At 53.8% G+C, this 17,180-nt stretch carries 11 protein-coding genes, 2 tRNA genes and 2 rRNA genes; 8 read left to right on the forward strand and 7 right to left on the reverse strand.

Translation table 11 applies throughout. The features are described from left to right. Positions 1-172: 172 nt before the first annotated feature. Positions 173-718 (forward strand): RNA polymerase sigma factor, encoded by a 546-nt coding sequence (locus tag FF011L_RS18440; RefSeq protein ID WP_145353136.1) that lies wholly within the window; start codon positions 173-175, stop codon positions 716-718. Positions 719-770: 52 nt separating this feature from the next. Further along, positions 771-3,401: a YfbK domain-containing protein gene (locus tag FF011L_RS26905; protein WP_246109497.1), complete on the forward strand. Its 2,631-nt coding sequence runs from the start codon at positions 771-773 to the stop codon at positions 3,399-3,401. Positions 3,402-3,620: 219 nt separating this feature from the next. Here the strand turns inward: FF011L_RS26905 and tadA are convergent, their stop codons facing one another. The 3 genes from tadA to efp all read right to left on the reverse strand — a co-directional run bounded on the left by tadA (position 3,621) and on the right by efp (position 5,608). Beyond that, a complete protein-coding gene (tadA, locus tag FF011L_RS18450) occupies positions 3,621-4,118 on the reverse strand; it encodes a tRNA adenosine(34) deaminase TadA (RefSeq protein WP_145353138.1) in 498 nt (165 codons plus the stop codon). Positions 4,119-4,153: 35 nt separating this feature from the next. Beyond that, positions 4,154-4,924, reverse strand: coding sequence for a family 16 glycoside hydrolase (locus FF011L_RS18455; RefSeq protein WP_145353140.1), 771 nt, complete (start codon positions 4,922-4,924; stop codon positions 4,154-4,156). A 114-nt stretch (positions 4,925-5,038) separates the two neighbouring features. After that, complete coding sequence (efp, locus tag FF011L_RS18460; protein ID WP_145353142.1) at positions 5,039-5,608, reverse strand: elongation factor P; 570 nt, start codon at positions 5,606-5,608, stop codon at positions 5,039-5,041. A 79-nt stretch (positions 5,609-5,687) separates the two neighbouring features. Here efp and epmB point away from each other — a divergent pair, with 79 nt between their 5' ends. Beyond that, entirely contained in the window at positions 5,688-6,716 is a 1,029-nt protein-coding gene (gene epmB / locus FF011L_RS18465; RefSeq protein WP_246109498.1) for an EF-P beta-lysylation protein EpmB, read from the forward strand. A gap of 54 nt (positions 6,717-6,770) precedes the next feature. On the opposite strand, the gene FF011L_RS18470 is transcribed toward epmB, so the two are convergent. Continuing rightward, entirely contained in the window at positions 6,771-7,349 is a 579-nt protein-coding gene (locus tag FF011L_RS18470) for a GNAT family N-acetyltransferase (RefSeq protein ID WP_145353146.1), read from the reverse strand. 378 nt (positions 7,350-7,727) lie between these two features. After that, positions 7,728-9,611 (reverse strand): TlpA disulfide reductase family protein, encoded by a 1,884-nt coding sequence (locus FF011L_RS18475; RefSeq protein ID WP_145353148.1) that lies wholly within the window; start codon positions 9,609-9,611, stop codon positions 7,728-7,730. A gap of 376 nt (positions 9,612-9,987) precedes the next feature. Between FF011L_RS18475 and FF011L_RS18480 the strand changes: the two genes are divergently transcribed. The 4 genes from FF011L_RS18480 (at position 9,988) to rrf (ending at position 14,095) form a co-directional block, all read left to right on the forward strand. Then, positions 9,988-10,061: transfer RNA gene (locus FF011L_RS18480), tRNA-Ile, on the forward strand. 262 nt (positions 10,062-10,323) lie between these two features. Beyond that, positions 10,324-10,396 (forward strand) — tRNA-Ala (locus FF011L_RS18485). 566 nt (positions 10,397-10,962) lie between these two features. Continuing rightward, positions 10,963-13,875, forward strand: a 23S ribosomal RNA gene (locus FF011L_RS18490). Positions 13,876-13,986: 111 nt separating this feature from the next. Beyond that, positions 13,987-14,095 (forward strand): 5S ribosomal RNA (rrf, locus tag FF011L_RS18495). Positions 14,096-15,091: 996 nt separating this feature from the next. Here the strand turns inward: rrf and FF011L_RS18500 are convergent. Both FF011L_RS18500 and FF011L_RS18505 read right to left on the reverse strand, forming a co-directional pair. Further along, positions 15,092-15,442: a heavy-metal-associated domain-containing protein gene (locus FF011L_RS18500; protein WP_246109499.1), complete on the reverse strand. Its 351-nt coding sequence runs from the start codon at positions 15,440-15,442 to the stop codon at positions 15,092-15,094. 169 nt (positions 15,443-15,611) lie between these two features. Further along, positions 15,612-16,010 carry a hypothetical protein gene (locus FF011L_RS18505; protein ID WP_145353150.1) on the reverse strand — a complete coding sequence of 133 codons (399 nt, stop codon included), beginning with the start codon at positions 16,008-16,010 and terminating at the stop codon, positions 15,612-15,614. A 496-nt stretch (positions 16,011-16,506) separates the two neighbouring features. On the opposite strand from FF011L_RS18505, the gene FF011L_RS18510 reads away from it, so the two are divergent. Continuing rightward, positions 16,507-17,085, forward strand: coding sequence for a hypothetical protein (locus FF011L_RS18510; protein WP_145353152.1), 579 nt, complete (start codon positions 16,507-16,509; stop codon positions 17,083-17,085). Positions 17,086-17,180 lie beyond the last annotated feature (95 nt).

The following is a 17,180-nucleotide window of genomic DNA, read 5'->3' on the forward strand; positions in this document are numbered from 1 at the left end:
CTTAGGGTCAAACGGTTGCTTTACCGTATTAAATTTCGAATGGCGGCCCTTCAAACATTCGGCGAAAAACGGGCCTGCGGAAAATATCTTTTTTTGTTGCTAAGAAATCGGTTGGTAGGGCGTTGTCTGGAGTGTATTCCTGAAGCGTCTGCTTATCCTTTCGAACGTTGGAATGATCCAACGCCCTACGAAGGAAACCGAATTGTCATCGAACTCGGCCCCCGATCATCACCAGCAAATCCAAGGCTGGGTGGAGCGTTACGAACGCCCTCTGCTTTCGTACGCGCTGAAGATGAACGGTGGGAATCGCGAAGCGGCTCAGGATGCGGTGCAAGAGACCTTCTTGCGATTGTGCCGCGAAGATTCCTCTCTGCTTGAGGGGCGGATCGCGGCTTGGCTGTTTACCGTCTGCCGAACTCGGGTGATTGACATGCAACGTCTCCATACGCCACAGGTTTTAAAACCGGACCAGATGTCTCAGGTGGAAAGCGAGCAGGGAAGTCCCTGTGATGCCGCCGAACAAGTTGACGAACAACGGCGACTTGCCACCTTGGTCGCCGACCTGCCGGCTCGCCAAAAAGAAGTCCTCCGGCTGCGACTTCAAGCCGGCCTCAGCTACCGCGAGATTGCGGAGGTGACGGGCATTACCGTCAGCAACGTCGGCGTCCAATTACACGCCGCCGTCACCACGCTTCGCTCCCGCTTGCGGACGAACTGAAGCGAGCTTCCTCTTTTAGACATCTCCTATCCTTCGTTTTAGGGTATCCACAATGACCGATTTAAATCCCAACGATCCCCGCATCACCGAATATGTGATGGAAGGGATGACGGCCGCCGAGCGGGCCGAATTCGAGCAACAAATGGCTCAAAATCCGGAACTCCAAGAAGCGGTTCGCGAAGTCACGATGCTTTCGCAAGACCTGCGCGGACTCTTCGGCAGCGAAGAATCGCCAGCCCTCGATCCAGCACGCCGGCAATCGATCGCACAAGCCTCCGTCGCTCAAGCCTCACCTCCCGCTCCGATCCGAACGCATTCCAATAAAACTTGGTTAAGCATTGCGGCGATCGGGATCCCATTGGTCGCATGCCTCGCAGGAGGAAACTATGTCTATCGGTCGCTGCAGTCGGGATCGACTGGCGATGTCGCGTTCAATTCGTCAACCGATTTGGGTGGCGACACCGAATTCACTCCGGCAACCGACGCACCAACCCAGCTAAACGTTCCCGATTCGGCAAGCATCGCTTCCGCGGAACAACCGCTAATTGAAAGCGTTGCCGAAAGTGCGGGTCGCAAAGAGTCAGAGCGTCAACAGTCCCAACAAAGCAATGAACTCCATTCGCTCCAAGCAGGAGGAATTCCGGGCGTCCCACCGCGAGCCACCGAATGGGCGCCAAGTGGCTTGCCCGGGATGGAAATGGATATGGAGGGCGACATGGGCATGGAAATGGGTAGGGGCGGCATGAACATGGGCATGGCAGGCGGCATGGGCACCGAAGGCGGCATGGGCATGGCAGGCGGCGGGGACGCCCCCTTCAGTTCTCCCTCGGCGGACGATTCTTCCAAGTCTTCTGACGCCCCTCAACCGTCAGCGCCCCGTTTTGAATCGCAACTTCAACCGGGCACCGATTCATTGTCCACCCGCCTGGCAAAATCCCCTAACACTGACGAAAGGGGACGTGGAGTTGCGGGGATGCCAGCGGCCAGCCATCCCGAACTTGAAACTTACTCCGTCGAATTACGCACCACAAAAGACTCCGCAGAATCCATGATGCAGATGGTCACCCCACGCATCATCATCCAAGAGGAAGAAGAACTTGCCCAGACCGGTTTTGAAATCGCCGAAGGTTCCTCCGGCGACCGCTTTAAATCGATTACCGACAATCCCTTCATGCCCGTCACCAAGGCACCTCAAAGTACTTTTTCGATCGACGTCGACACGGCCTCTTACAGCAAAGTCCGCAGCTACATCCGTCAAAATCACCTTCCGCAACCTTCCGCGGTCCGGATCGAAGAATTAATCAATTACTTTAACTACGACTACAGCCAAGCGACCCAACCCGAGGCGATCGAACGTGGCTCCGCAGAGGGTGGCTCGGCAGAGGGTGCCAACGAAAAAATCGAATCCGACGACGCCGATTCAACTCCGCCGGTTCCCTTTGGCGCCTCGGTTGAAATTGCGGCCTGTCCCTGGAAGCCCGAACATCGGCTCGCTCGCATCGGCATCCAAGGCCGAGAGATCGCCAACGAAGATCGTCCGGCCAGCAACTTGGTCTTTTTGCTGGACGTATCGGGATCGATGAACCAGCCCAACAAACTTCCCCTGGCGGTGAAGGGAATGCAGATGCTGCTGAAACAATTGGGTGAAAATGATCGGGTGGCGATAGTCGTCTACGCCTCGGCAACCGGGTTGGTCCTCGATTCGACTTCGGCCGACCAACACGCCACCATTTTCAAGGCTCTGGAACGGCTATCGGCCGGGGGGAGCACCAACGGCGGGGATGGGATTCGTCTGGCCTACAACGTCGCTCGCGACCACTTCATTGAAGGGGGCGTCAACCGAGTCCTGCTTTGCACCGACGGCGATTTTAATGTCGGCACGACCAGCACCGATGATCTTGTCGAACTGGCCGAGAAAGAATCCAAAGGAGGCATTTTTCTTTCGGTTCTGGCGTTTGGGATGGGAAACCATAACGATTCGATGTTGGAACAGATCAGCAACCGCGGCAACGGCAACTACGCTTTCATCGATGCTGCCAACGAAGCCCACAAGGTTTTTGTCCAGCAGACCAACAGCACTTTGGTGACGATCGCCAAGGACGTAAAAATCCAAGTTGAATTCAATCCCAAGGAAGTCAGCGCCTACCGCCTGATCGGTTACGAAAACCGGATGCTAAAAACAGAAGATTTTAATAACGACGCGATCGATGCAGGCGAAATCGGAGCAGGGCACCGCGTCACGGCCCTTTATGAAATCACTCCAGCGGCCAACGATGCCGAAATGGACCAAGTCCCCGGTCCGGACGTCGACGACTTGCGTTACCAGCAGGAAATCAAACCTTCCAAACGAGCCATGGAACTTTCTAAGCAAGCGAAGAATGGCGAATTGCTGACTTTGAAAATTCGGTACAAGGAACCCGAGGGTCAAACCAGCTCCAAACTAACCTTTCCGGTTCGCGACTCCGGTCATTCGTTCACCGAAGCGAGCGAGGACTTTCAGTTTGCCAGTGCCGTCGCCGGGTTCGGAATGCAGCTGCGGAATTCACCCTACAAAGGGGATTGGTCTTTAGCGGCGATCGAAGAAACCGCCGAAAGCGCCTCCAGCCCCGATCCCTACGGCCTGCGAAACGAATTCATAGACATGGTGAAAGCGGTCCGAGCGATCACAGGCGAAGAGGAATAAATAAGACGGCAAGGGCCGTGCTTGTTTCAGGGGAAACTGGACCACGCTCTGGCGAGCCGTAGCTACGTGCTCGCCGTAGCTAGTGTCTGCCAGACGGTGGTCCTTGCTCGGAAACCGTCCCTTATTGATTTCGCGGCTCGAGCGAAAGTAGCTTTAGTCTCCAGAGCGTTCTTTCGCGGCGCGAAAGGCGACAATCCCTAACTCACCACCCCCGATCTGCTACTTCTTGCCCATCGCTCGTTTGCTGGCGAAGAAATCGGTTAACAATTTGCCGCAGCGTTCTTTGAATAAGCCCGCCTGAACTTCGCAGCGATGATTTAGGCGTGGGTCGTTCAGCATCTGATACAAACTGGTCACGGCTCCGGCCTTAGGATCGGTTGCACCAAACACGACGTTGGGGACTCGGCCCTGCAGAATCGCTCCGGCACACATCGGACAAGGTTCCAAAGTCACGTACAACGTGCAGCCTTCCAGACGCCAATCGCCAAGGGCCTCGGCCGCCTGCGTGATGGCGATCATTTCGGCGTGGGCCGTCGGATCATGCAAAGCCTCTCGCTGGTTGTAAGCGGCTCCGATGGCTCGCTTATTGTGCACAATCACCGCGCCGACGGGGACTTCGTCTTCCCGAGCCGCTTGCATGGCCAATTCAATCGCCATCGACATCCAGCGGGCATGCACGGCATCGCTATCGGGATCACCCTCAAAGCTGAAATCCATCCCCGAGAAAGAGGAGGAAAAACCTCCCTCGTCGATCACGACTCACTCGCGGGTGACTGACTTGCTTTCTTCGTTGCGTCGGCACTTTTCTTCGGTTTGGCAGCGGGTTCCAACTTTCGCCAACGAAGATTACGCAGCTCCGACTTCACCTGGAACGCGGCGATTCCAATGGGCAGCGAGGGCTCCATTTCGTCTCGAATCGTAAACTTATGCCCTTTCCGTTCGACTTCGGCGTAGTTTTTCCCATCGATCCAACAACGGATATGGTCGTCCACGCGAATGCGAACGGTATACCACTGCCCATTTTCGAAAGTCATGAACGAAGTCGTTTCATTTTCCGAGGCATCAAAACCGTCGATACTGCTGACCCCAACGACTCCGCCCGACCAACCTCCCAGCACAAAACTAGCCGCCCCATCTTTGCCGACGGGGAAGGTCAAACCGCAGAAGAAATCAAATCCGTTGACGCGTCGCGCCTGAAGTTCGATCTCAAAATTCTCGGTCGGGAACCAAGCTTCGTCGTCTTTATCCTTCAACCGGATTCCGGTCAGCGGATCGCCCATCTCCATGACAATCGATTTTGGTGCGAAAACGACATCGCCATCCCCACCAAAATTACAAACCTCCCAGACGCCCTCTTTACCCGTAGGCAACGGCAACCATTGAACGGCTTCCGCTTTTGCTTCCGCAGGGGCGACCACTTTGCCAGTTTCCAGCTGCCCGGACGGCGGCTCCGCTGACATTGCTACACAGCCACAAAAACCGGCGGCGCCAAACAGCACCGTACGCAAGCTGAAAATATTCATGGTGGATCATCTCTAAAGATCAAAAGGGCAGGGGATGGCCAGCTCAGACGTATTGCAGGTCAAATACGTTGCCAAGGAATACGGCAAAGCATTAGGAATTCCCACTATAAACGCTTAGCTGTTCACTCGCTCGACATATTCACCCTTGCGAGTATCCACTTTGATCACGTTCCCTTCCTTGATGAAACCGGGGACGATGAATTCGGCTCCCGTTTCGCACTTGGCAGGCTTGGTCACATTGGTGGCGGTATCTCCCTTGGCTCCGGGAACACACTCGACGACTTCTAGTTCGACGTGATTTGGCGGTTCGATCACAATCGGGTTGGAATTGTAAAGCGTCATCGAGCAAACCATGCCGTCCTTGAGAAATTTCCAGATATCTCCGGCGGTATCGTTACTGACTTCGTACTGTTCAAAAGTCGTCGCATCCATGAAGACATAATCTTCACCTTGACGATACAGGAACTGGACATCGACGGTCTCGACGTCCGCACTTTCCAGCGAATCGCCCCCTTTGTAGGTTCGATCGAGGATCGTTCCACGAACCAGATTTTTCATCCGGCACTTGTAGAACGCGTTCCCTTTCCCCGGTTTGACGAAATTCATGTCCGTCATCAGGTAGGGTTCGCCGTCGATCTGGATCTTCAGGCCTTTGCGAAAATCACTAGTATTATAAGTTGCCATGTTTTCATGTCTCCGCGTCGTACGTCGGCCGCGGCATCCGTCGAGCGACGGCACCAGCGAAACCAGAGGAATTGATTTTGTGGACGAGATTCTAACGAGCGATCGACGGTCTGTCCGCGCCCATTCCGATCCCTCGATTTTTGTCTCGTGGCAGCAGGCGATGAAACAAGCCATTCGAGACGGCCGAGAACTGTGCAATCGGCTGGACCTCCCCCCCGAATTGGCCTCCGACGCGGCAGGGAATGCCTTTCCCGTCTTTGTCCCGCTGGAATTTCTGGCAAGGATGAAAAAGGGAGACCCCGATGACCCTCTCCTCCGCCAAGTCTTGGGTTTGTCGGCGGAAACCGAATCGGCGGCCGGCTTTCAAACCGATCCACTGGCGGAAAAGGACTCCGAACCGCTTCCGGGACTGCTCCATAAATACCACGGGCGTGCGCTTTTGGTCACAACAGGAGCCTGTGCGATCCACTGCCGATACTGTTTTCGGCGACATTTCCCCTACGCTCAGGTCCCCAAAGGCAAAGAGGCATGGCAGGGAGCCATTGATTACCTGGCACAGGATCCCTCGATCTCCGAAGTCCTGCTCAGTGGCGGCGACCCGCTGACGCTTGCCGATTCGATGCTCGGATCGTTGGTCGATTCACTCACGGCGATCCCTCACATCCGGCGATTGCGATTCCACACCCGGCTGCCGATTGCGATTCCACAGCGGATCACCAGCGACCTGATCACACGCCTCCGCTCCACTTCCGCCACCATCTGGTTTGTCGTCCACTGCAACCATGCAGCCGAACTAGACGAACCGACGCTGGCAGCCCTCGAACGTTTAATCGACGCAGGAATACCGGTGCTGAACCAAGCGGTATTGCTGAAGGGGGTCAACGATTCGGTGGCGGCCCTAGCTGAACTGAGCATGCGATTGGTCGACCATCGCATCCAACCATACTATTTGCATCAACTTGACCGGGTCAGCGGAGCCGCACATTTCGAAGTCCCCGCCGAAACCGGAATGGACCTGGTCGAGCAATTGCGAAAGCAACTGCCCGGCTACGCCGTTCCGCAGTATGTCCAAGAAATCGCTGGCGACACTTCCAAACGACCGTTCTAGTAAGCGTCAATCGCCGCCGCCTTGCTGACAGCGCGATCGGCGTGCTCGCGCTGCCTAAACCATCAGAATGACAGGGTTTCCTTCGATACTGGCGGTAAAACGTTTCGTTTGCGAAATCTCTCCGCTACAGAACACCCAAGCGAAGCCCAATAGTTTGACGACGCAGACGCGACCGACGCGACGCCGACTGAGGGAACGATGCACGTGGATCGAAGCCTTATTCCAAGGCTGAATGATGACCGACAGGCGTTGGTATCCCCGCGACTGCAGATCCTCTGCGACAAATCCGAGCAGCTTTTTATAAAGCCCGCCCCCTCGTGCCTCTCTATCCACAAACGCACAGTACAACCACGCTTGTGAGGGCTGCAGGTCGATCCGGAATCCCAAATCGGCTTCGCTGAAACTGCCCGTTCCCGCCCAGACTCCGCCGACATAAGAATAGCCCTCGGCTGGGTCTGGGGGCGAATCCACCTCGGACGTTTTTAAGACGGCGTATCCAAAATCATCCTGGGTCGATTCCAACGGGACCGAATTCCAGGTGAATTCCCGCAGTGCCAACCGGGCGTTCTCGTCCTCGATGCAGGCCATCGAGCCGTCGCCGGAGAGTGGACGACCGGCAGATTCTTGCAACAACTGGAAATCCAGATCGAAGACATCCCCGACCGAGAAGCGAAAAAGCCACTTCGGAACCAAACGATTAAAAACCGTCTCCGCCGTGTGCAAAATCCCACGGCGCCTTAGTCGTTTAAGCAATTTCCAGTCTCACTATCCGATGCGGCGCCGAAAGGTCCTCGGCGACGAAGGACGTGCCTTAACTTGTTGGCACGATCTGGGCCGCAACCAAGTCGCCTTTCAGAACGCGAAAGGCGACAATCACTCGATCAACAGCCCGCTCGCGGTGCTAACCGACTGCAGCAACCGGGCAGAGGGCTCGCGTCCTGCCGCTAAGCATTTTCCCTATAACCGAGCGGCTTGTGCCGCTCCGGTATCGTTTTGGGAATCCTGCGTCTTTTAACGCAACCCATCCAGTTCTTCGCCAAGCTGAGCCACCTGCACGTTGTGGCGAACGACTTTGCCCTTTTCGTCGACCAGCAACATGGTTGGCAGGGTTTGGACCCCAAGCTCGTTAGCCAAGCGACTCGATTCCAAGCCACCTTCGCTAAACAGTTGTGGCCAAGGGAGCGGGTTGCTCTTCAGGAAAGCCTCCGCATCTTCGCGGCGTCCATCGACACTGATCCCTACGACCTGCAGCCCAGCCCTCTGATACTGAGCCTGCAACTGACGCAGGCGTCGCATGTCCTGTTTGCAAGGTTCGCACCAAGTCGCCCAGTAGTGGATCACAACGGGTTTGCCGCGAAGCCGAGAAAGCTGGAAGTTCTTTCCATCGAGCGTTTCCCCTTGTAATTCGAGAACCTTACCGACCGATTCCAAGCGACGAACCGCTCCGGCAGCCTTCTCGCCAGCAGGGTTGCCTGAGAATTCTTTGGCAACGCGTCGGTACCATTTCAACGCTTCGGCTTCGTCCGCTTCGAATTCTTTGCTCAAAGCCAACTGCATCATCGCCTGTCCCGCTTCTGGCGATCCTTCATTTTCGCTAACAAATTTGTTTAGTTCTTCCAGGTACCATTCCTGAATCTTCGCGAAATCCTCTGGCTTCGAACCTTGCAGTCGAGCCGCATATTCCGCCGAGACGATTTGGAAACCGATATAAGAACGCAGGCCAGCGTCTCTGCTACCGACGCCTTTACTAAGCGCGTTCAGGCGATCGATCCCGCCCGGGTAGGTTCCTTCTTGAACCGCCGCGGCCACGGTATCGACCAACTGCTGAATCCAGGTTTGGCGTTCTTCGGGACTGCTGGCGGCGGCCGCCAATTTTTCCACGATATCGGCACGGGTCGCATTGAGTTTCGGTTTGTCTGCGGCACTTGCCGTCGCCAACGACAAATCGATTTTCTCCAGCTGAGCCACCAATTTCTGAGCCTGCTCGCCACCCGCTCCCGCGGGCATCGCGGCAACGGCGGAAGAGACGGGATTGAAGAAATAGCCACTGCTTCGAGCAATTTGATCTTCGCCAACAATCTGCGGCAGATCGATCAATCGCCAAGCCTGACCGAGCCGAACCAGAGTCCCTACGACCAATTGCCCTGGTTTATCGGCACTCTCGAACATCGCGACTGCATTTTCGTACACGACCAAGTCGACCTTCAGGCCTTTATCGCCTGCGGGAACAACGCCAGGCTTAGCGGCAGCGAACTGAACCCATTTCGCGTCGCTCCCAACCACTTTCTGGCGAGCGGCAAACGGTTTGAACTCTTCGCTCGCCCGCGTGATTCGAGAGCCAAGCTTTTCGGCTTCCGCTTTTTCAAAACCGAGCGACCCCAATTCCTTGGGAGTCAACAGAAGACGTTGGAAACGGTCTTGGTCTCCCGAAGCCAACGCTGCGATCAATTCCGCGGTCGCTTCTTCTGCCGAAATTTGCTTCCAGGATTCAATTTCCCCGTCTTCATCGTTATCCATACCCCAGCGGATGCCGGCGGTCCCCAACCAGCGATACTGGTCCGCTTTGCCGTTAAAGTCCGCATCCACGTCGCGGTAAACTTCAACGCCATCTTTAAAATAAGACCAGAGGTCGACCTTCTTGTCCCCGTTGGTGTCAGCAAAACGACGCAGCGTCGAACCGTCGGAAGCCGAAACCTCCCAGCCGTTCCAGTCCCCCTCAAGGTCTTTCAACTTGCACGAATCATACTGAGACTCCGGAACCTGCTCGTACTCAACTCCCTCCTGAATTGGCTTTAGTCCCAGCGCAGCCGAAATCGGAGGCGCGGCGGACAACGAAAGGGGAGCCGCCAAACTGGCGACCAAAGGTAGAACGAACAGCGCAGCCTTGCGTGGCATCGAACGGTACTCCGAGTAGTGGTGCACGAGAAACTTTATGAGTCGAGATCACGGTTAGTGAATTACAGATTCGGTTTTGATGGACCTGAAACGACCAAAGTCGCCTTTTAACCTATTTCGGTTATCCACCGAACCAAACGAGCAAAGAAATGTCGGTATAGAGCAGAATCAACTAAAAAGTCAATAAAACCTTGCCGCAACGCGTCGATCGGGAGCCGAAAAGGGCCGCTCGAAACGCTTGCAAAGAAGGAATTTTGAATTTAAACCCCATTTCGGGCCCAAGAGCCTTTGACAGGACGGATTAGATTCGTAAACTTCTCCCCTCACCGAGTGTGAAACAGGTGTCAGGGAGTTTCACTCCCACCAGTCGACATTCGGGCGTATAGCTCAGTTGGTTAGAGCGCGTCGCTGATAACGACGAGGTCCCAGATTCGAGTTCTGGTACGCCCACTTGTTTGAAACGCTGGCGACGATTAAAAATCCGACCGCCCCTAGTCGAAAGACGAACTGCGGTGTATTTTTGAGACTCGAAAAAACAGCGACAACAAAAGTTAAAAAACGCGAATTGAAACTACAGTCCTCGCTCTGATGAGCCGAAGACTAGACCTTCAAAGAGACCGACAAGGCATCGCCTTGAAAGTGGAGCGTAAAGAAGTGAACGGCTTGACAAGAGCCGCTCGAAAGAAGAAGACATTGCAGCGTAGAGAAGTAAGGGGGTGTAGCTCAGTTGGGAGAGCATCTGCTTTGCAAGCAGAGGGTCGTCGGTTCAAGTCCGTCCACCTCCACTTACCATTGTTTTTTGTTCTTCATTTTGAAAAACACGAAACATTAAAAAAAGCGAAATGGAGCCCTTGACCATTTCTGAGAGGCGTGTAAACTCCGCCCCTCACAAAGAAAACATCAGTGACCAACCGTTCACTCAGCTAACAAAAGCTGGCTGAGCGGCAGTTCACTGAACTGCGTCCCCTGGCTTGCCAGGGCAATGATTTTTGACAATTAGGTTGTTTGGTAGAAGGCATCTAAAGAACACCACAGTTCTTGAGGCCTTTGATGATCTTTCCGTTCATCAAATGAATCAAGAATACTGTTCTCAGGAGCGTTCAGCGATGGTCTTTTAGAGACGAAACTTGTTTCGGATCTAAATGACTTGAACTAGCGATCTTGCATAAAATTCTCCATTGGTTGCCGCCAAAAAATGATTCGATTCATCGTTTGTTCTTTCACGAGAGCTTTCTTTGAGGACTTCATCTGGAATCGGCTTCTAATGTAAAAAAATGATATCGTTGGTAGAATTCTATCGGTTGATTGTCGTTGCTTGGCATTTGCTAAGTAGCGAGTTCAAGATTCCGATGGTCAAGCTACCAAGGGCACATGGGGGATGTCTTGGCGTCAAGAGCCTATGAAGGGCGTGGAAGTCTGCGAAAAGCTTGGGGAAGCTGACAAACGAGCGATGATCCCGAGATACCTGAATACTGCATACTGAATACATAGGTATGCAAGTGGCAACCCAGGGAACTGAAACATCTAAGTACCTGGAGGAATAGAAAGAAAAATCGATTCCGTAAGTAGCGGCGAGCGAAAGCGGATTAGCCCAAACCGAAAGGGTTTCCCTTCCGGTGTTGTAGGGCACATCGTATGGCGGCAAAGAACGAGTAACAGAACGGCTTGGAAAGGTCGGCCACAGAGGGTGACAGCCCCGTAAGTGAAACTCAATTAATTGTCGTCGGTGTGTTCCTGAGTAGGTCCAGTCACGTGAAACCTGGATTGAACCCGCGGGGACCATCCCGCAAGGCTAAATACTCCTTGACGACCGATAGCGAACCAGTAGGGCGACTGAATGATGAGAAGAACCCCTGCTAGGGGAGGAATGTGAACCTGAAACCATGTGCTTACAAGCGGTCGGAGCCCTATATCTCTTCGGAGACACGGGTGACGGCGTGCCTTTTGCATAATGATCCGGCGAGTTGTGGTATGCGGCTTGGTTAAGTCCTTACGGGACGTAGCCCAAGGGAAACCGAGTCTGAATAGGGCGAAATTGTCGTATGCTGCAGACGCGAAACCTGGTGATCTACCCATGAGCAGGTTGAAGCGCGGGTTAAACTGCGTGGAGGACCGAACCCACTTAGGTTGAAAACTGAGGGGATGACTTGTGGGGAGGACTGAAAGTGTAATCAAACCAGGAGATAGCTCGTTCTCTCCGAAATATCTTGAGGGATAGCGTCGAGCCACTATTTATCGGGGGTAGAGATACTGAATCGGATGGGGGCCCCTCCCGGGGTACCCCACCGAACCAAACTCCGAATACCGATAAAACTATCTCGGCAGTCAGTCCGCGGGGGATAAGCTCCGCGGTCGAGAGGGAAACAACCCAGACCATCAGCTAAGGTCCCGAAGTATTACTTAGTCACTAAGGAAGTTGAATTGCTAAGACAGCTGGGATGTTGGCTTAGAAGCAGCCACCATTTAAAAAGTGCGTAACAGCTTACCAGTCGAGCAATTCTGCGCCGATAATGAACGGGAGTAAGTAATACACCGAAGCTATGGATGCTAACCTTATGGTTAGCGTGGTAGGAGAGCGCCGATGGACAGATACAAGCCATACCGTAAGGAGTGGTGTCGGGTCCATCGGGTGATTATGCCGGAATGAGTAACGATAAAGCAGGTGAGAATCCTGCTCGCCGAAAGCGTAAGGTTTCCTGGGGAAGGTAAATCCGCCCAGGGTTAGCCGGTACCTTAGTCGAGGCCGAAAGGCGTAGACGATGGATAACAGGTCAATATTCCTGTGCCGGTTGTACATTCGATGCTGGGACGGCGTCCGGAAAGTGAGCGGTACGAATAGAAATGTCCGTAGCAAACACTGAGGCGTTGGGGGTTAAATGACCCGACATAAACCAAGGTTAAGCTCGAGAGCGCTTAAGTTCTCGAAGTCATTGGAAGGACGTCCAAGAAAAGCAGCTAAGTTATGTGTACAACTGACCGTACTAAAACTGACACAGGTACGTGAGACGAGTAGTCTAAGGCGCTCGGGAGAACGGTGGTTAAGGAACTCTGCAAAATGGCCCCGTAAGTTCGCGATAAGGGGCGCCCCCGATGGTTTACGCTGTTGGGGGCCACAGAAAATCGGCTCTAACGACTGTTTATCAAAAACACAGGTCTCTGCTAACACGTAAGTGGATGTATAGAGACTGACGCCTGCCCGGTGCTGGTAGGTTAAGGAAGAAGGTTAGCCTCACGGCGAAGCTTGCGACCGAAGCCCCAGTAAACGGCGGCCCTAACTATGAGGGTCCTAAGGTAGCGAAGTTCCTTGTCGGGTAAGTTCCGACCTGCATGAAAGGCGTAACGATTGGAGCACTGTCTCAACCACCGACCCGGTGAAATTGTAGTTGTGGTGAAGATGCCACATACCCGCGGTTAGACGGAAAGACCCCGTGAACCTTTACTGTAGGCAGTTATTGGGTTGAGTTATGTTCTGTGTAGGATAGCTGGGAGGCTTCGAAGCAGGTGCGCTAGCACTTGTGGAGCCGTCCTTGAAATACCAGCCTGGTCATAATTTAATTCTAACCTTGATCCCATGAATCTGGGCAAGGGACAGTTGCTGTCGGGCAGTTTGACTGGGGCGGTCTCCTCCCAAAGAGTAACGGAGGAGTGCAATGGTACACTCAGCCTGGTCGGTAATCAGGCGAAGAGCGTAAAGGTATAAGTGTGCTTGACTGCGAGACCCATAAGTCGAGCAGGAACGAAAGTTGGTCTTAGTGATCCGGTAATCCCGAATGGAAGGGTTATCGCTCATCAGATAAAAGGTACTCCGGGGATAACAGGCTTATCGCCACCGAGCGTCCACAGCGGCGTGGCGGTTTGGCACCTCGATGTCGGCTCATCACATCCTGGGGGTGTAGAAGCTCCCAAGGGTTTGGCTGTTCGCCAATGAAAGTGGTACGTGAGCTGGGTTCAGACCGTCGTGAGACAGGTCGGTCCCTATCTGCCGTGGGCGTTCGAATCTTGAGGAGATTCAACTTTAGTACGAGAGGATTTAGTTGGACGAAGCTCTGGTGTACCAGTTGTCGCGCTAGCGGCACGGCTGGATAGCTAACTTCGGAAAGGATAAACGCTGAAAGCATCTAAGCGTGAAGCCCGCTCCGAGATTAGGATTCGTAGTCGCGCAAGCGACGAGAGCCCCCTGGAAGACTACCAGGTTGATAGGCTGGATGTGTAAGTACCGTAAGGTATTGAGCTAACCAGTACTAACGGGCGAAGGCTTGACCATCGATATCTTGCACTCGCATAGAACATCAATGATCTTCTGAGAATCTTTAGATAAAACCTACTACCAAACAACTGGCTACCGGCAAGGTGAAATATTCCTTCCGGTAGTCTTTCCGGCGACCATATCAGAAAGGTCACACCTGTTCCCATCTCGAACACAGTAGTTAAGCTTTCTGAGCCGATGATAGTGCATACCAGCGTGAAAGTAGGTATTGCCGGATTTTTAAAACCTCTTCTGTCTAACGACAGAAGAGGTTTTTTTATGCGCGAATAGAAACATCGCCGATGCAAAACCCGCTCGCCAAAAGAGAAGCGTCCGTTGTCGCGGCTCGGAAATTCCAGGCTACGACGAAAGCCTCGCTCCCCTCGCCCCTAAGCGAGCTCGTTGTTGCGAAAGAAACACTAGCGAGATCATTGCGTCATCTCTCGCTTCTTGTCTGATTTTGCGGAGCTTGCTTGGGGGAGAGGGGAGCCAGACTTTCTTCACTTATTCTCACCCAAGGCGTGACCAATATCCGCCACTTATAAATCGCACGTTCTTCGGGCGTATCTCGAGGGAGCCTAAAGGCTCCACTCTTTCCAGGCCCGAAGGGTCGACACAATCTCTGCCGGGGGTGAAGCCCCCGGAACAGGAACATTCGATATCGAAAAGGCCCGAAGGGTCGACACAACAAAACTGCGACAGGATCCACCGTCTGCACGGAATTAGCTGGCGAACCGTTGATCCAGTATCAAACCTGTTTTAGGTGAGCTTGTTTTGAGGGCGAGGGGAGCCAGACTTTCTTCACTTATTCTCACCCAAGGCGTGACCAATATCCGCCACTTATAAATCGCACGTTCTTCGGGCGTATCTCGGGGGAGCCCAAAGGCTCCACTCTTTCCAGGCCCGAAGGGTCGACACAATCTCTGCCGGGGGTGAAGCCCCCGGAACAGGAACATTCGTTATCGAAAAGGCCCGAAGGGTCGACACAACAAGACTGCAGCGGCAACCAGCTAGCTACGCTCTAGCGATGTGTCACGAATAAATTCCACGTCCCGCGCGAAAGAAGCTTGAAAAGAGGGTTCTCTCGCGGCCCCAAAGAAGCCAAAGATTCCGGATTCTGGCTTGAGGAAAGGCCAGCGTTTCTGGCCTCTCTCGTGCTATGAAAATTGGCACCGGCAGACGGGAGCGAAAGAAGGATCGGCTCCTTCTCTCGACTCCACATCTGAACACTTTTCTAAGTCTTAGGCTTCGACGTATAGGTACCGGTCGGGGTCACCATCTTGATGGGTGTTTTTCCGATACCTTCCATCGCCTCCCAAACTCCCTTCGGACTCAGCCGAACGTTTTGCTCGGGAATCAGGGTGACGGACTTCTTTTCGATGCTACAAAGCACCTTGGAAATACCTTTGACACCTTCAAAACGTTTGGTGATCTTCTTCACGCAACCGCCGCACATTTCACCAACGGTCATCTCGATATTCGACTTCGCTGGCTCGGCTGCCTGAGCAGGCGAACTGACGAAAAGCGAAACGGCCAACAACATCACCCCAGCCACCAAACCAGTACTACGCAATAACTTTGACATGCCAATAATCCTTCTTGGGAAAGGCATCACAGAAAACAGGTGCTCAAACGCACGTGACCTTCACATGCCGATTCAAACAACAAAATATTTAGAAAACATGGCTCGCTGCAACCACCGGTTCACTTGAAAGATTCGCTCACAAGCGATCACAACAAAGCATTCGAGCAGTTCAGATCAACCAAGATTGGTGAGCCACACGCACTTCGCGGCCGCCAAGAAATTTCCCGAGAGGGAACGACAATCGACGCAAGAAAATCGCAATCCGATTTCCCAAAACCTGCTGTTCCGACTTCGAGGGCTCTAGCCAATCGACGGTCTCAACCGCTCGATCGGGCAATTCCACACACGTCTCGACAACCGCGCCTTCGCAGATACAACCTTGGCAATCACAATCGCCGCCACATGGCTCTGGCACTTCGGAAGGGGAAGCCTCTTGATCGTGCGAGCAGCAAACACAGGTCTGCGCACACTCCTCACCCACCGTCCCTTTCGCTTCGCACGAAAGGCAGCGCACCGGACACGCCAACAGGTTGACGATCAACAGCAGGGCAAGGAATGGACTTCGCATAACGCCAAACAGTACTGAAAAGGGAAGGGCGTCGCAACATGTACGACCGGTCCCCACCTGGACATTCGTCCCCGTTGCCTAACGGCCAATGCCATTTACTTTCTTAGCGGAACGGCGTGAGCCGTCCGGCAATCGTATTGAAAACAGAATGAATTTGCCGACCGGCAAGGAAACCGCCCGCGGATGCTAAAGTAAATGACATTGGGCTGGCGGGTTCGGTATGTTTTTCAATGGCCGGAGCGTCTAGCAGCCCCTGCTGGGAAACTGCATGAAGATGTCTCAGCCTCCGTCGCTTCCACCAAACAACACCCGGGTTTCCAGCGAAACGACCAGAAAACAACATCGCTTGTCAGCAGAGCCCAGCCGGACCAGCCCCCATTCGGCGAAGGCTTGCCGGCCCGTTTTTTTTACAAGCTAAGTTCCTTCACGGCGAACTCGCCCACCAGTGACCATGTATGATGAGTCTATCAAAACGCACCGTTAAGGCAGAATTCACATGCGAAGTCCCAACATGGATCCCAGCCAAAACCGGACTAGCGTAAGGCTCTCGCTTGCTGCAATTGGACTCGCATTCCTCCTCTTGATGGCGCCGACTTCCATCGCGGAAGCCGCCTCTCCAGCAGACCCCGCGGTCTCCGACGGAAATAGCGAGGTCGTCGAAAAAGAGAGTCCGCGTAAAGAACGTCGACGAAAACGGGCTGCTAAGAAACGCAAACAACGTCGCGACCGGCAGTCGCAGGAAACTCCGCCTCCTCCCTTTGGCCAGATCCAATTGCACGGTTCTTTTGAGCTGAATTTTGGCGGAACCAACGTGGTACAAGGCGAGGGGAAGCTTTCAATCGAACTCGATCGCGAGACCGTGGAAGGTTTAAGCACTCTCTTAAGCGGAGCGGGCACGCTACCTGCGTCCGGGCTAGACAATTGGATCCGGGCATTCCAACAGCTTCCCGAAACGCTCAAGACAACAAATGAAATTCTCAATCGCCTAAGCGACCCTCAAACGCAAAAACAACTGAAACAGGTGGAACAGCTCCTGCAATTTTTGCCACGCAAGGCGGAAACACCCGCCTCCTGATGGCAAGCGATCCAATCACGACTGGCTCAGATCCTCTGCCTCCCCAGCGGAGCCGATGCCTACTCCGTAAATGGACTACGAAGACCAAATCGGGA

Source organism: Roseimaritima multifibrata (genome assembly GCF_007741495.1).
GTDB classification, from domain to species: Bacteria; Planctomycetota; Planctomycetia; order Pirellulales; family Pirellulaceae; genus Roseimaritima; species Roseimaritima multifibrata.

Coding starts and splice junctions, on each gene's coding strand:
- FF011L_RS18505 (WP_145353150.1), bottom strand. CDS start 16,010: ATGCGAAGTCCATTCCTTGCCCTGCTGTTGATCGTCAACCTGTTGGCG.
- FF011L_RS26905 (WP_246109497.1), top strand. CDS start 771: ATGACCGATTTAAATCCCAACGATCCCCGCATCACCGAATATGTGATG.
- FF011L_RS18500 (WP_246109499.1), bottom strand. CDS start 15,442: ATGTCAAAGTTATTGCGTAGTACTGGTTTGGTGGCTGGGGTGATGTTG.
- FF011L_RS18440 (WP_145353136.1), top strand. CDS start 173: ATGATCCAACGCCCTACGAAGGAAACCGAATTGTCATCGAACTCGGCC.
- efp (WP_145353142.1), bottom strand. CDS start 5,608: ATGGCAACTTATAATACTAGTGATTTTCGCAAAGGCCTGAAGATCCAG.
- tadA (WP_145353138.1), bottom strand. CDS start 4,118: ATGGATTTCAGCTTTGAGGGTGATCCCGATAGCGATGCCGTGCATGCC.
- FF011L_RS18510 (WP_145353152.1), top strand. CDS start 16,507: ATGCGAAGTCCCAACATGGATCCCAGCCAAAACCGGACTAGCGTAAGG.
- FF011L_RS18475 (WP_145353148.1), bottom strand. CDS start 9,611: ATGCCACGCAAGGCTGCGCTGTTCGTTCTACCTTTGGTCGCCAGTTTG.
- FF011L_RS18455 (WP_145353140.1), bottom strand. CDS start 4,924: ATGAATATTTTCAGCTTGCGTACGGTGCTGTTTGGCGCCGCCGGTTTT.